The sequence below is a fragment of the Paenibacillus sp. MMS20-IR301 genome (assembly GCF_032302195.1).
GTDB lineage: Bacteria > Bacillota > Bacilli > Paenibacillales > Paenibacillaceae > Paenibacillus_AQ.
The window spans coordinates 3,798,610-3,813,479 of the sequence record NZ_CP135275.1 but is presented as its reverse complement, the minus strand read 5'-3'; the positions used below and the strand labels follow the sequence as shown (position 1 = coordinate 3,813,479).

Annotated in this window: 17 protein-coding genes; 15 read left to right on the top strand and 2 right to left on the bottom strand. The window is 54.5% G+C overall.

Going from position 1 to position 14,870, the window contains the following annotated elements; all coding sequences use genetic code 11:
• Positions 1–30 precede the first annotated feature (30 nt).
• The 15 genes from spoVAC to LOS79_RS16380 all read left to right on the top strand — a co-directional run bounded on the left by spoVAC (position 31) and on the right by LOS79_RS16380 (position 13,223).
• Positions 31–528 carry a stage V sporulation protein AC gene (gene spoVAC / locus LOS79_RS16450; protein ID WP_397386765.1) on the top strand — a complete coding sequence of 166 codons (498 nt, stop codon included), beginning with the start codon at positions 31–33 and terminating at the stop codon, positions 526–528.
• Positions 529–531: 3 nt separating this feature from the next.
• Entirely contained in the window at positions 532–1,566 is a 1,035-nt protein-coding gene (gene spoVAD, locus LOS79_RS16445; RefSeq protein ID WP_315421828.1) for a stage V sporulation protein AD, read from the top strand.
• Positions 1,563–1,913 carry a stage V sporulation protein AE gene (gene spoVAE, locus LOS79_RS16440; protein WP_315421825.1) on the top strand — a complete coding sequence of 117 codons (351 nt, stop codon included), beginning with the start codon at positions 1,563–1,565 and terminating at the stop codon, positions 1,911–1,913. Before spoVAD ends, spoVAE begins: the two co-directional genes overlap by 4 nt.
• A 517-nt stretch (positions 1,914–2,430) precedes the next feature.
• The gene (locus LOS79_RS16435) at positions 2,431–3,387 is read left to right on the top strand and encodes an AAA family ATPase (RefSeq protein WP_315421822.1); all 957 of its coding nucleotides are present in this window, start codon (positions 2,431–2,433) and stop codon (positions 3,385–3,387) included.
• Between the two features lies 1 nt (position 3,388).
• Entirely contained in the window at positions 3,389–4,639 is a 1,251-nt protein-coding gene (locus LOS79_RS16430) for a DUF58 domain-containing protein (protein ID WP_315421820.1), read from the top strand.
• Entirely contained in the window at positions 4,636–6,879 is a 2,244-nt protein-coding gene (locus LOS79_RS16425; RefSeq protein ID WP_315421817.1) for a DUF4129 domain-containing transglutaminase family protein, read from the top strand. The genes LOS79_RS16430 and LOS79_RS16425 overlap by 4 nt, the downstream gene beginning before the upstream one ends.
• A gap of 94 nt (positions 6,880–6,973) precedes the next feature.
• Entirely contained in the window at positions 6,974–7,498 is a 525-nt protein-coding gene (locus tag LOS79_RS16420; protein ID WP_315421814.1) for a YqeG family HAD IIIA-type phosphatase, read from the top strand.
• On the top strand, positions 7,498–8,625 hold the full coding sequence (yqeH, locus tag LOS79_RS16415) for a ribosome biogenesis GTPase YqeH (RefSeq protein ID WP_315421811.1): 1,128 nt from the start codon (positions 7,498–7,500) through the stop codon (positions 8,623–8,625). Before LOS79_RS16420 ends, yqeH begins: the two co-directional genes overlap by 1 nt.
• A gap of 81 nt (positions 8,626–8,706) precedes the next feature.
• The gene (gene aroE / locus LOS79_RS16410) at positions 8,707–9,609 is read left to right on the top strand and encodes a shikimate dehydrogenase (protein WP_315421809.1); all 903 of its coding nucleotides are present in this window, start codon (positions 8,707–8,709) and stop codon (positions 9,607–9,609) included.
• A 32-nt stretch (positions 9,610–9,641) separates the two neighbouring features.
• Positions 9,642–9,935 carry a ribosome assembly RNA-binding protein YhbY gene (yhbY, locus tag LOS79_RS16405; RefSeq protein ID WP_315421807.1) on the top strand — a complete coding sequence of 98 codons (294 nt, stop codon included), beginning with the start codon at positions 9,642–9,644 and terminating at the stop codon, positions 9,933–9,935.
• Positions 9,936–10,019: 84 nt separating this feature from the next.
• A complete protein-coding gene (locus LOS79_RS16400; protein ID WP_315421804.1) occupies positions 10,020–10,622 on the top strand; it encodes a nicotinate-nucleotide adenylyltransferase in 603 nt (200 codons plus the stop codon).
• Entirely contained in the window at positions 10,594–11,172 is a 579-nt protein-coding gene (gene yqeK / locus LOS79_RS16395; RefSeq protein WP_315421801.1) for a bis(5'-nucleosyl)-tetraphosphatase (symmetrical) YqeK, read from the top strand. The genes LOS79_RS16400 and yqeK overlap by 29 nt, the downstream gene beginning before the upstream one ends.
• Positions 11,169–11,516, top strand: coding sequence for a ribosome silencing factor (gene rsfS, locus LOS79_RS16390; protein WP_315421799.1), 348 nt, complete (start codon positions 11,169–11,171; stop codon positions 11,514–11,516). Before yqeK ends, rsfS begins: the two co-directional genes overlap by 4 nt.
• Entirely contained in the window at positions 11,513–12,430 is a 918-nt protein-coding gene (locus LOS79_RS16385) for a CvfB family protein (protein ID WP_315421797.1), read from the top strand. The genes rsfS and LOS79_RS16385 overlap by 4 nt, the downstream gene beginning before the upstream one ends.
• Positions 12,431–12,452: 22 nt before the next feature.
• Complete coding sequence (locus tag LOS79_RS16380) at positions 12,453–13,223, top strand: class I SAM-dependent DNA methyltransferase (RefSeq protein ID WP_315422280.1); 771 nt, start codon at positions 12,453–12,455, stop codon at positions 13,221–13,223.
• Positions 13,224–13,329: 106 nt separating this feature from the next.
• Here the strand turns inward: LOS79_RS16380 and LOS79_RS16375 are convergent, their stop codons facing one another.
• Positions 13,330–13,488 (bottom strand): hypothetical protein, encoded by a 159-nt coding sequence (locus LOS79_RS16375; RefSeq protein WP_036725695.1) that lies wholly within the window; start codon positions 13,486–13,488, stop codon positions 13,330–13,332.
• Between the two features lie 249 nt (positions 13,489–13,737).
• Entirely contained in the window at positions 13,738–14,694 is a 957-nt protein-coding gene (locus LOS79_RS16370; protein WP_315421788.1) for an ArsR/SmtB family transcription factor, read from the bottom strand.
• Positions 14,695–14,870: the final 176 nt, after the last annotated feature.

Genomic DNA, 14,870 nt, shown 5'->3' with positions numbered 1-14,870 from the left:
CCCGGGTATCCTACCATGGAGGTGTCCGTATTGCCGGCAAAAACAAAGAAATCAGGCGTCAAGCTGCGGCTTGATACGTTGACCCCGCAGGACTATGAGGAGCTCTCCAAGCCTTATGTGCCGTCCCGCCCTGTATTCAAAAACTGTATCCGCGCCTTCCTATCAGGCGGTTTGATCTGCGTGCTTGGACAAGGTATCCAGGAAGCGTTCATGGCGATATTCGATATGAGCGCAAGAGAAGCGGCAAGCCCGACGGTGGCGATTCTGATTCTGCTCTCCGTTATTCTGACCAGCTTCGGTGTCTATGACAAGCTTGCCCAGTGGTGCGGCGCCGGTACGGCTGTGCCGGTTACAGGCTTTGCTAACAGTATGTGCTCCGCTGCGCTTGAACACCGGGCTGAGGGGCTTGTGCTTGGCGTCGGCGGCAATATGTTCAAGCTGGCCGGTTCCGTAATTGTGTTTGGTGTAGTCGCAGCTTTTATCGTAGGTGTAGTGTATACCGTTATGGGCTGGGGAGGTGCACATTAACCGATGAAGCAGCTTGGCAGTCAGACCTGGGAATTCACGAACCGGCCGGTCATACTTGGCTCTTCTGCAGTAGTAGGGCCGGAAGAGGGGGAGGGGCCCCTTGTTTCAAGCTTTGACTTTGTCTACGATTCGCTGGAGATGGGCGAGAAGACATGGGAGAAGGCAGAGCGGGCTTTATTTGAAAAAGCCTCCAAGCTCGCGCTCATGAACGCAAATCTGGAGCAGGAGAAGCTGGAGTTTTTTGTCGGCGGTGACCTGATGAACCAGATTATCAGCAGCTCGTTTGCAGCCCGTAAGCTTGGTGTGCCATACCTTGGCGTATTTGGCGCCTGCTCCACGTCCATGGAGAGCCTGGCAATTGCTTCGATGATTGTGGATTCCGGCGGCGGCAAATATGCGCTGGCCGGAACGTCCAGCCATAACTGTACCGTGGAGAAGCAGTTCCGTTATCCTACGGAATACGGCTCGCAGAAGCCGCCGACCGCACAGTACACCGTAACCGGTTCAGGCTGCGCCGTTGTCGGTGTCAATGACGGTACCGTTAAAGGCCCTTATGTAGTATCAGCTACGCTGGGGCGGATCATGGACCTTGGCCTGAAGGACCCGTTCAATATGGGAACGGCCATGGCACCGGCGGCTGCGGATACGATCACAGCCCATTTCCGTGATACGGGCTTGTCGCCCGGCCACTATGATCTGATTGTGACCGGTGATCTTGCGTCTGTAGGCCTGCCGATTGCCAAAGACCTGCTGGCTAAGGAAGGGATTCCGATGGAGCAGACGGTCTTTAATGACTGCGGCCTCATGATCTATGACCTGGACAAGCAGAAATACGTTATTGCCGGAGGCAGCGGCTGCGGATGTTCAGCGGTTGTGACTTACGGGCATATTATGAGCCGGCTGAAAAAGGGTGAGCTGAAGCGGGTGCTGATTGTGGCAACCGGAGCACTGCTCTCGCCGCTGTCCTATCAGCAGGGAGAGAGCATTCCTTGTGTAGCCCATGCGGTAGCCCTGGAGAGCGGAGGTGATGAAGCGTGATTTATTTGTGGGCTTTTCTGGTCGGGGGCGCGATTTGTGTGCTGGGGCAGCTGATGTTCGATGTGTTCAAGCTGACGCCGGCCCATACGATGAGTACGCTGGTTGTACTTGGTGCTGTAGCCGATGCGTTTGGAATCTATGACCCGCTGGTGAAGTTTGCCGGAGCGGGCGCAAGCGTTCCGATTACGAGCTTCGGTAACTCGCTGGTTCACGGCGCACTGACGGAGCTTGAGCGGGACGGCTGGGTCGGGGTAGTCACCGGGATTTTTGATGTAACCAGTGCCGGGATTTCCTCGGCGATTGTGTTCTCCTTCCTGGCGGCGCTCGTGGTGCGGCCGAAGGGGTAGGAGGTACCGGAGAGCGCCTATTGTGAGTATTGAATACATGGAGCACGGGATGAATGTAAGTAACGAGATAAACGTGAGATGAGACCGCCTCTGGTGGTCTTTTTTCGTTGTTGTGACTTTGCTGCAGAACGTGGCTGAAGGTTCATCCGGAGGAGCTGGATCCGACCCTTGCGGACACTACAGCCCTGACACCTCCATATCGGCCAATTTGCCAGGTTAACGGACATCATGGCCCTTATGCGGCATCTTTCATGTGCTACCGCTACTTTTTCGGCGAAATAACGGCGCTGGTGTCCGCAAGGACCGGCACTCTGGCGCTTTTCCACAGCTTAACGTCTCTGGTGTCCGTTACGCTAATCGGTTAACTTACATAAGCGTTGTGTGACGGTCTACTCTCTTGAAAGGGGCCACGTCTTCACCGGGAGAAGATTCACAGGACCTAACATGTACTTTCACTACTCCAATCATGTAAAATATATATATTACTGCTTATTCTGACATAGGAGGTTCACTATATATGCCCGTACGTCAAGAATCTACGCAAATTATGAACGCTGTCCGCACTAATCTCGAATCCTGTATTCTCGGTAAAAGCTTTGAAATAGAACTGCTGCTTACCGCACTCCTTGCCGGCGGACATGTCCTGATCGAGGATGTTCCGGGGACGGGGAAAACCCAGCTGATCCGGGCACTGTCCCGGTCTATGTCCGGTGAATACCGCCGGATCCAGTGCAATCCTGATATTTTGCCGAGTGATATCACCGGTGTGTCTGTCTATCATCCGCGAGATGAGATGTTCCACTTCCGTCCCGGTCCGGTCATGACCAATATTCTGCTGGCCGATGAGATTAACCGGGCGACGACCAAGACACAGTCCGCACTGCTTGAGGTGATGGAGGAGCGCAATGTTACGGTTGACGGGGAGACCTATCCTCTGCCGCATCCGTTCATGCTCTGCGCCACCCAGAATCCGATAGATTTCGAAGGTACGTATACGCTTCCGGAGGCGCAGCTGGACCGCTTCATGCTGCGGATCAGCCTCGGGTACCCGGATGCGGATACAGAGAAGAATCTGCTGATTACCCATCAGCAGGGGCAGCCGGTGGACAAGCTGGCGCCGGTCACCGGTATGGACACAATTGCCGCCATCCAGGAGGAGATTCGGGACATTTATATCAGTGAGCTGGTCCTGAACTACCTGCTGGATATTGTGCGGCAGACGCGGGAGCACCCGCTGGTGCTGCTGGGCGCAAGCCCGCGGGCATCCCTGTCGTTCATGATGGCCTGCAAAGCCTATGCTTTTCTTCAGGGCCGCGATTATGTCCTGCCTGACGATGTGAAGACCCTTACCCCGTATGCGCTGGGACACCGCATTCTGCTGCGGCCGGAATCCCGCCTGGATAATGTCAGCGTGGACTCCCTGCTGCAGAAGCTGCTCCAGGGCATCCACGTGCCAGTGACGATGAGGCAATAAGATGAGGGGGATTCTGGCGGGGGCGGCCGCTGTCATTCAGCCGAGGAAATTCATAGGCGTGCTTGCGATTTGGGTCATCACACTGCTCTATGTGCTGTTTCAGGGCGGCAAAACCTCGTTCATGCTGTTTATTATGGTATCCGTATTGATTCTATATCTAATCCTTGGAGGCCTTGGCGGTGTCCGGCGGGCGAGAGGCACACGGAGCCTCCACTCGGAGCAGGACAAACCGGATCTGCTCTATGCAGGCGGCTATCTGCGGGTGAAGCTGAATGTGACGATACCGGGTTTTCTGCCTCTGCCCTATGTGGTAGTCCGGGAAATTCTGAAGCGCCATAACGGGGAATCATGGGTGTTCGAGGAGAGTCTCGTGCCCAGCCTGAGAGGCCGGGGAGAGCTGTTGTTCCAGACACCGCTGCTGGAGCGGGGGCGTTATACCTTCGAGGATACGGATATCCTCAGTGAGGACATCTTCGGACTGATGGAGCACAAGGGCTCCTTCAAGGCCGAAGGCCAGTTCCGGGTGCTGCCCCGGACCGTTGTAATACCGCGCTGGGAGCTGTATGAGCGCAGAGCGCGCCTGTCCGGTCCGCAGGCATCCCTGCTGCAGTCACGGCGGGAGACCACGCAAATCAACGGTGTGCGTGATTATGTCTACGGAGACCGGCTGACCCGGATTCACTGGAATGCAACAGCGAAGACAGGTGACTGGAAGTCGAAGGAATTCGAACATGAATCCGTACCCAAGACCATTCTGGTGCTTGACGGCAGCGCGAATGCCTATTACAGCTCGTCACAATTCGAGCTGGCTGTCTCTATAGCGTCGTCGCTGCTCGGCTTCGGAATCCGGGAAAGGATCGGTATCGGCCTCTGCTGCCTGGACAAGAATACCAAAATATTCAGTCCTGCAGAAGGCGGGGCAGAGCGTCAGAAGATGATCCAATATATGATTGATATCAATGCGGAAGGCCGGGGACCGCTGGTAACCAGGCTGGAGAAGGCGCAGCGGATGTTTCCCAAAGGCGCGTATTTTGTACTGATCAGCCCGCAAAGCGGCAAGCCGGTACTGGATACGCTGAGCTGGGCAGACAGCCGGGGGATGACCCCTTCCCACATTCATGTCCTGAACCCTGCTGCGAAGAGCAGGGGCGGGGATTGGCTGAATGTGCTGAGGGCCCGCGGTGCCGCCGGCTATTCGGTCAGCACGCTTCATGAGCTCCCTGCGGTGCTTGGAGGTGATCCGGTCCGATGAAGCACTGGCTCCATAGCGTTAAATCTTCCTGGCATCATGCATTGACGCTGCTGTGGCTGATGATTATCGCCCTCCAGTGGCTCTCCTATACGGAGCCGCTTTGGCTCGAGGAGACTACAGCAGCCGTCCTGCTTACACTTGCTGCTGTGGCTGTAATTGAAATTATTCTGCCGCTTAAATGGATCTACCGCATGCTGCTTGAAGGAGCGGCAGTCATTTATATTGTATACCGGACGATATTGCATTATGGGGTGTATGTCCCTAGTCCATTGAGTCCTGCACTTCGTGACAGGCTGGCGGATTCCGCTGCACATATGCATCCGTTTATCTGGTTTGCCCTAGGCGCCTGGATGCTGCTGCTGCTCTCAGCCTGGTGGGTGAACGGCAAGTCGCGGATTTTGCTGTTCATCGCGATGAACATTACGGCGTTTGCTGCACTGGATTCCTTCACTTCTTCTATACTATGGCAGGAGGTAGCCTGGACCGTATTTGCCGGAATGGGCTGGCTTGTTACCCGGCATTTAAGAAGCTTTCAGCTGCATTATCCGCGGGGCTGGACCTACCTGCTTAAATATCCGTTCAAAATAGCCCTGAATATAGCCATCATCTTCTCCCTTGTTATTATTGCAGGTGTGAATATGCCGGATGTACGCCCTACCTTAACAGATCCGTATACAGCCTGGCTGCACTGGAACGGCAAGAGTGCCTCATCAGGCACTTCCTCCGGCGGCAGCGGAGAGAGCGCAGGTGAAAACGCCTCTGTAAAGGGAACCACCTCAGGGTACAGCCAGAACGACGATAATCTGGGCGGAGGATTCAACTTCGACTATACCCCGGTGATGACCGTCACTTCAGATTTGCGTACGTATATGCGCGGGGAAGTCCGCTACGTCTATTCGGGAAAAGGCTGGAGTGATGATGATACATTCAGCCGGGGAACTTTCCGGACAGTCCAGGCAGGAGAGCAGCTGGAGCGTGTCGAGGCCCCTAAGACAGAGACCCGCACACTGACGCAGACGGTCAAGCTGCTGGGCGGCAACAGCTATCCGGTGCTCTTCGGCGGCTACTCCATTGACAAAGTGAATTCTGTGGATGGTGTGGAGGAGAGCAACGGGCTGTCTTGGCGGGGGATTGACAGCGAGCTGCTGTGGAACGCGGCGGGCAGCGTACGCTCTTACCCGCAGACCTATGTGGTGACCTCAGAGGTGCCCGTGGTACCGTTTCAGGAGCTGAGTACAAAGACATACGAGCAGTTGTACGGAGATCTTGTTTATGATCCGTATCTCCAGCTGCCGGGGAACTTCCCGGAACGCGTCCGTACGCTGGCGGAAGAGATTACAGCCGGAGCGCAGACCCCTTATGAGAAGGCGATGCTGCTGCAGCAATATCTCCAGCAGACCTTCCCTTATACGAATCAGCCGGATGTCTCGCGCGGCAAAAGCAAGGATATGGTTGAGAGCTTCCTGTTTGAGATTATGGAAGGCTATTGCGATTATTATTCCACGGCACTGGTCACCATGGCGCGGTCACTGGATATTCCCGCCCGCTGGGTCAAGGGCTACGCTCCTGGACAGCAGGCGGAGATTCCGGATAATGTGGCACTGCAGCAGGGCCAGGGCGGACTGCTTAACAATAACTATACCATTACCAATGCGGATGCCCATTCCTGGGCGGAGCTCTATTTCGGTGATTACGGCTGGGTGCCGGTTGAGGCTACACCCGGCTTCAGCGTACCTGTGCTGAGCCAAAGTGAAGAGGATACCCAGCAGGAGCCTGAGGTTCAGCCGGAAGAGCAGCAGGAGCCGGAGCAAGCGGCGGTTAATGAGGCAGACGGCAGCGGCGGATTCCATCCTGGGTTCTGGTTAGTAACAGGCGCAGCGGTTATCCTTCTGTTATGGAGCGGCTTCCTGCTCTGGCAGCGGCGCATGAGCCTGCGGTTCCTGATTACCCGGCTGCGGATCGGCCATCAGCTGACTCCGGTGCAAAAAGTTGTAGCAGAAACAGAGCGCTGGGTAAGGTATGTCCGCAGAAAGGGTATGCTTAAGAAAGAGCACGAAACCTTGCGCGAATCAGTAGAACGCTGGAGCCGCGAACGGCCTGCAGCGGCCGGGAGTTTCAAAGCGCTGCTGGATCTGTTCGAGCGGGCTAATTACAGCCCGGAGGTTATTGCAGACAAAGACTGGCTGAGCGTGTATACTGAAGCTTTGCGGCTGCGAAAAAACATGAAATCCGGCAAATGACGCTTACAGTTCCAAAAGTACCGCTAACAGATGGATTTTGGCAGTAATATATATAGCTGGACACAAGTTTCCTGTATAAAATGAGGTGAAAGTATTGTTTGAGAAGTTAGTTCCCAAGCTCCGTGTAAATACGGTATTCGACATTGCTCTGGAGGAGCTGTACCGTCAAGGTTACCGGGGTATCATTACGGATCTGGATAATACCCTGGTCGGCGCCAAAGCGCCCCTGGCTACTCCGGAGCTGCTGCTGTGGTTCGCAAAGGTGAAAGAGCTTGGCTTCAAGCTGATCATTGTCTCGAATAACAATATGGACCGGGTGTCGCGCTTTGCCACGCCGCTAAATATTGAATTCGTGCATCAGGCCCGCAAGCCGAGCAATGCCCCGTTCCTGAAGGCGATGAAGCTGATGGGCCTCAGTCCGGATGAGACCGTTGTTGTCGGTGACCAGATGCTTACCGATGTATACGGGGGCAACCGGCTTGGGCTGTACACAGTACTGGTGCTGCCGATTTCCGTCAAGGATGAAGGCGTAGGGACAAGGATCAACCGCAGAGTGGAGCAGATTGCCCTGACACGGCTGCGCAAGCAAGGATTGTGGCAAGAGGAGGATAAATCTTAATGAATCAATTGAACGAAACGAAACGGCCTGAGAAATGCAGCGGGTGCGGCATTAAGCTCCAGAGCGTTGATAAGGAGCTGCCGGGTTATATTCCGGAGGTTGCCTATGAACGGGAGCCTGTCATTTGCCAGCGCTGTTTCCGGATTAAGAATTACAATGAAGCTTCATCCGTATCGGTGAACCAGGATGAGTTCCTGCGGCTGCTCAGCGGAGTAGGCGAGAAGAATGCGCTGGTAATCCATATTGTGGATATCTTTGATTTTGAGGGCAGCCTGATTTCCGGCCTGCAGCGGTTTGTCGGCAATAATCCGGTCATCCTGGCTGTCAACAAATGCGATTTGCTGCCGAAGGTAACGAACTGGAACAAGCTGCGCAACTGGATGCAGCGGCGCTGCAAGGAGGAAGGACTGCGCACCGCTGAGATCGTGCTGTGCAGCGCGAAGCGCAATCAGGGCTTTGACCGTCTGCTTGAAGCGGTGACCTCACTGCGCGGCCAGCGGGATGTCTACGTCGTTGGTGCAACCAATGTAGGGAAGTCAACGCTGATTAACCGGCTGATCTCGGATTACAGCGATCTGGAAGAAGAGCTGACGACCTCACGTTATCCGGGAACCACGCTGGATTTGGTCAAGATTCCGCTGGATGACGGCCATTACATCATTGATACTCCGGGGATTGTATATCCTTGGCGGTACAGCGAGCTCGTTGAGCGGAAGGATCTCGGCGCTGTTATGCCGGAGAATCCGCTCAAGCCGGCGGTATATCAGCTGAATGAAGGCCAGTCACTGTTCTTCGGCGGGCTGGGACGGTTCGATTTCATCCAGGGGGAGCGCCAGTCCTTCACCTGCTTCATCAGCGGGACGCTGAAGATTCACCGGACGAAGCTGGAGCGTGCTGATTCACTGTATCAGGACCACCGCGGCGAGCTGCTGTCACCTCCGGGCACGGCTGATCTCGATAAGCTGCCGCAGTGGCAGCGTCATGAATTCCGCATCGCCCGGAACAGTGAGACGGACCTGTTCGTCTCCGGCCTGGGCTGGATCAAGGTGAACGGTACGGCAGGCGCGGTAGTCGCTGTGCATGTGCCGCGCGGTGTTAAGGTGCTGACGCGTGCTTCATTGATCTGATGAAGTTGATGCTTCCGTAGCGGGTTTTGCGAAGCAGAATTAATGAAGCGGATGCTGACAAAACTTACAGGGGGCGGCAATATGGCTGAGACAGGCAAAGGCAGACAGCAGGAGCTGCTGCTGGGCGTAATGGGCGACCCGGTTGCCCAGTCCAAATCTCCGCTTATGCACGGGGCGGCACTGCAGGCGCTTGGAATCCCCGGCGCTTATGTACCGCTGCATATAGTGCCGGATAAGCTGGGAGAGGCTGTGCAGGCAATCCGGACGCTTGGCTTCCGGGGAGTCAATGTAACCATACCGCATAAGGTTGCCGTGATGGAGTATCTGGACAAGCTGGATGCAAGTGCAGTGGAAGTCGGAGCGGTCAATACCATAGTCAATGATAACGGGGTGCTGACCGGCTTCAACACGGACGGAATCGGCTATGTCCGCTCACTGAAGACGGAGGCCGCAGCTGAGCTTGCAGGCACCCGCATTCTGGTTCTTGGAGCCGGAGGAGCGGCAAGAGGAATAGTGTCAGCGCTGCTGCATGAGCAGCCTGCCTCTATCCATATTGCCAACCGCAATGAGCAGCGGGCCAGGGAGCTGGCAGAGGCCTGCCGGAATAAAGGCACGGCTGCTGTCATCAGCGGTATCGGAATGGACGAGGTTCAAGGGATGATCGGCGGTATGGACATCGTGATCAATACCACCTCGGTAGGCATGTTCCCTCTTATGAATGATATGCCGGTCAATCCGGCCTGGCTTCATGAAGGAATGATTGTAAGTGATCTGATATACAATCCGCTGCATACTCGGCTGCTTACTGAGAGCCTGCAGCGGGGCTGCATTATTCATGGAGGACTGGGGATGTTCGTGTATCAGGGCGCTTATGCGCTGGAATACTGGACAGGCCGGGCAGCACCAGCGGATATTATGCGGCAGACCATTGCAGATTGCCTCGGCGCACAGGCCGGTGAGCCGGATTCTGGTCAGGCAAGGTAATAATATATGTTAATTAAGGAGTTTGTTCATTTATGTTAACTGGTAAACAAAAACGCTATCTCCGCTCTTTGGCCCATCATCTGGATGCTGTATTCCAGGTCGGCAAAGGCGGCGTAAACGAGAATCTGATCCGTCACATTGAAGAAGCCATTGAGAAGCGCGAGCTGATGAAGATCAGTGTGCTGAACAACAATGCTGATGATCCCAAGGAAATCGGTGCTGAGCTGGCTCAGCAGTCCGGCTCGGAGCTCGTTCAGGTAATCGGCAAGACGATTGTATTATATAAAGAATCACGCGATAACAAAACGATTGAGCTTCCCCGTTAAGTGATCTGAGGTGCAGCTGTCCGCTGTCTGCGGGGGTTGCAGCCGGATTTAGTTCATCGGATAATCTAGGAAGAGGTGGGCCTCTTGAAGGTAGGCATAATGGGAGGAACCTTTGATCCTCTGCATATCGGCCATATGATGGCAGCGGAGACTGCCCGGGAGAGCTACGGCCTGCAGGAGATCTGGTTCATGCCCTCACATATTCCGCCGCACAAGCATGAGGCCGGAGCATCTGGTGAGGACAGGCTGGCTATGGTCCGTGATGCGGTTAAGGATCATCCTGCATTTGATATTCTCGACTATGAAGTGGTCAGAGGCGGGGTATCCTATACACTGGAGACTATAATCAGCCTGCAGGAGGAATATCCGCAGCATGAATTCTATTTCATTGTCGGAGCGGATATGGTCCAGTATTTACCGAAATGGCAAGGGATTGAGGAACTGGTGCAGCGCCTGACGTTCATTGGTGTCGGCCGGCCGGGAACCCCGCTTGATCTCGGTCTGCTTCCCGGCTTCATCGCCGGAAGGGTACTGCTGGCGGATATGCCGCAGGTGGATATTTCCTCGACGATGCTCAGAGCCAGAGCTGCTGAAGGCAAATCCATCCGCTACATGGTACCGGACGCTGTGTATGATTATGTTCAAAGGAGTGGATTGTATGGAGTACAGCCGCGAAGCGCTGATTGAAGCGGTCTCGGGCCAGATGCCGGACAAACGCTGGAAGCATACGCTCGGTGTAATGGAGTCTTCCGTGAAGCTGGCGCAGCGTTATGGTGCTGATCCTGAACGGGCCGAAACGGCTGCGATTCTGCATGATGTCGCCAAGTACTGGCCTGTAGAGCGCATGAAGGAGATTATTGAGCAGAACGGTCTTTCCACTGAGCTTTTGAAATATGACAAGCAGCTGTGGCATGCCGAAGTAGGAGCGTACGCTGCTGAGCATGAGTATGGCATTACGGATTCTGAGATTCTGAATGCGATCCGCTTCCATACCTCGGGACGCGAGAATATGAGCCTGCTGGAGAAAATCGTCTGTCTGGCTGATTATATCGAGCCTGGACGCGATTTTCCCGGTGTCGATGAGATACGTAAGCTGGCTAAGAACAGCCTGGAGGAAGGGCTCATAGCCGGGCTGGATTCAACAATCAGCCTGCTGCTGGAGAAGCGCCGGATCGTATTTCCGCTTACGGTGCTGGCGCGTAATGATTTAGTAAGAATATTGGAGGATGCAAAATGAGTGTACAATCAAGCAAGCTTCTGGAACTGGCGCTGAATGCCGTTCAGGATAAAAAAGCAATGAACGTGGTAGCACTGGATCTGCGCAGCGTGTCGCCGATCAGCGATTATTTCATTATCTGCCACGGTAATTCCGATACCCAGGTTCAGGCGATTGCCACCGAGGTGCGTAAGGTAGTCCATGAAGCCGGCGGTATGATCAAAGGCATCGAAGGAATGGACGCAGCCCGCTGGGTATTGATGGATCTGGGCGATGTGATTGTCCATGTCTTCCACCGCGATGAGCGCGAATATTACAACATTGAGCGTCTGTGGTCGGATGCCAAGGTTGTGGAAACCGTATGAGTCTGATTGCAGGAACTACAGTTACGCTTGAAGTGATGAGGGAGGTCTCTCCTTACGGCTACTTTCTGAGTGCCGGCGACCAGGATATCATGCTTCATTACACTGAGCTGGTAGGCAGCAAGCCGAAGATCGGCGATAAGGTGGAGGTATTCATCTTCTTCGATACCGAGGACCGTCCTGCAGCAACGATGAAGAAGCCTTATCTGACACTGGGCGAGATGGCGCTGCTGGAAGTCGCTGATATTCATCCGCGCCTCGGCTGCTTCCTGGAGATGGGACTGGGCCGCCAGCTGCTGCTGCCGCTTGGCGAGCTGCCGGAGCTGGTGGAGCTGCGTCCGCAGATCGGTGACAAGGTATACGCCATCATGGAGCATGACAAGCAGGGAAGACTCCGTGCGAAGCTGGCCGGTGAGCAGGAGCTGGCTCCGCTGGCGCTGCCTGCCCCGGATTCCTGGCGGGGCAAGGAAGTAACTGCGCGTGTCTACAAGCCGCTCCAGATGGGGACCTTTGTGCTTGTAGATGCCGGGGTGCTCGGCTTCGGCATCATTGGAATGGTGCACTCCTCCGAGCGCAGTCGTCTGCTGCGTCTGGGTGAAGTCATTGAAGCACGGGTCTCGCATATCCGTGAGGACGGCCGTGTCAATCTGAGTATGGGCAACCGCAAGGAAGTCGGACGGGATGTCGATTCAGCGGCGCTGCTCGATTTCCTGGCTACGCGTCCTGGCGGCGGAATGCCGTATTCGGATGCTACGCCTCCCGATATTATTAAGCAGCGGTTTGGCATCAGCAAGTCCGCCTTCAAGCGTGCGCTCGGCAAGCTGATGAAGGAAGGGCTGGTAACCCAGAAGGAGAACTGGACTTACCTGGCCGCTAAGGAAGAGGCCGCGCCAGAGCCGGATCCCGGCAATCAATAGTTTATAGAAAGCGGTGTGCGCAGTGTCCTCCTATGGGAAATTTGCTTATGTCTACGATGAGCTGATGGCGGATATGCCTTATCCGGATTGGCTGGCCTTTGCCGAGACGGCATGGGGCAAATACGGTAAGCCGCGTACAGTAGCTGAGCTCGGCTGCGGTACCGGCAGTCTTACGCTTCCGCTGGCCGCAGCCGGTTATCATATGACGGGAATTGACCTGTCCTCGGACATGCTGGCCGTCGCCCGGCAGAAGCTGGAGCAGCAGCCGCATGGGCTGCGTCTGAGCAGGGAAGGCAGTATTCTCTGGATCAGGCAGAATATGACGGAGTGGGAATTGCCGGAGCCGGTCGATTCTGTCATTTCATTCTGTGACTGCCTGAATTATGTGCTGGAGGAGCAGGAAGTGCAGAAAGTATTTGCCTGCACGTATGCCGGACTCAAGCCGGGCGGGACCTTCCTGTTCGATGTCCATCATCCGAACACGCTGATCCGCTATGAAGAAGAGCAGCCCTTCGTGCAGGATGAGCCTAATGTATCGTATATCTGGACCTGTGAGCTGGATGTGCCGCGCCGGGAGATTGAGCATCATCTGTCGATCTTTGCCCGCGAGGAGGGACGGCCGGATCTGTACCGCCGTTTCGAAGAGACGCACATCCAGCGTGCGTATGATCCTGAATGGATGAAGCAGGAACTGCTGAAGGCCGGATTCAGTGAGGTACGGCTGTATGCGGACTTTGAATGGATGGAAGCGGATGATTCCGCGGAGCGTCTGTTTTATGTAGCTGTGAAATGACGCCTATGTACCGTTAGGTCCTTGCCCGCTGGTGGGCAGGGGCCTTTTTGTTTACTTATAAGACCAGCCCGCACATTCTGCACGGGCCAGCCAGCCTTCGGGTCTTTCAACGGTGCTCGAACAAATCAATGGTGCCGAGTACAATATGCGCCAGACCAAATCCGAGAATCCCTGTAGCGGCTATCTTGTATCTGCTGCCAAGAAAAGCTGCGCTCGACGCGGTTACAACGGTTCCCAGAACGGCTGGTATCATCCCTTCACGCATTCGAAACACTCCCTCGCGGTAGTTTAAAAGACATTCGTTAGTGTGGGTTAAGGGGGGCCTGATTATACTGGAAGTTCCTTACCTGCAGGAGTAGGAGGGAAGCAGATACAGGCTTTAGAATGACAAAGACCATCCCCCGTCAGGGAGATGGTCTTGTTAAGAAGATAAGAATTTTATAATTTCCGGGGTCCCCGCAAAGTACCTGAGTCAACATCCGAGAATGGGCATCACTTTGTGGGGGGGGAAGACTTATTCAAGCGCTGTTGCTGCCGGGCGGCAGGAAGGGTCATTAACCTCATGCACGTTATAAAGTACACGCGCCAGGAGATCCTGGCTGTAGTTGCCGAAATGCTTGCCGTAGATGGTCAGGCCGCGCTTGTTGAACGGCTTGTCGGTGACGGCGATCCGGAAGGTCAGCTCGCTTTTATAATCCAGCTTGATGTCGTCCAGGGTGATGTCTGAGATGCGGCAGCCGTCAATGAAGCTTCCCTCATTATTGATCCGGATCAGCTTGAGCATTCCGTACTGGTTAAGATGCGGCGGCCACCAGTCCGGATTGAAGGTGCCGCGGGCATCTCCGAAGTCACCGGGACTGGTCCATGAACCGATTTCGATTCCGTTTACATAAAAGTACAGGTCGGACGGATAGTTGTCACTGAAGCCCGGCGCTTCTGAACCGATCTCCATGGAGAACTGGATCTCCCGGAAGGTCTGGTTGGCTTTGAGGTAGTTCGGGATGCGGTATTCAAGGAAGCCTTCCGCCATCCAGATGATCTCTGAATCAATCCGCTGGGGATCAGCGAAATAACGCGGCTCGTCGAAGTCACCGATAATGCTGTCCTTGGTAGCCAGCCCGCAGGTAGGAACCGCCTGATAGTTGCTGTAATGGCCTACCTGAATTTCGACTTCATAAAGATTATCGACATCCTTGCTGCGCAGATCAACCATCAGCTTATCCTTGTTCAGATAGCAGACCTTCTGAATGCCGTGCTTGCCCACCGAGGTATTAATCTCGATCAGGCCGCTTTCCTCCAGCTTCTTAATGTGCATCGTAATTGCCCCGTTGCTGAGATTCAGCTTCTTGGCAATTTCATTCAGGTTCAGTGCCTGATTGGTCGCCAGCAGCTCAAGAATCTGGATACGGATCTCGGAGCTGAGCGCTTTGAAAATATCAATGCCGCTCATTAAATCTTTGATATAAATCATATTTAGGGTACCTTCTTCCGGTGAGGTCGTTTGAAAACAACTGTTTTACAAAATTATAAACTAATTGAGCTTAAAAGGAAAGCTTTCTGCCTTTATTTGTAGGTTATAATTAAAATTAAGCTAAATATGAAACAAAAGAGCTTTTTGTTTTATAACATGTTGAATGAATAAAGCTA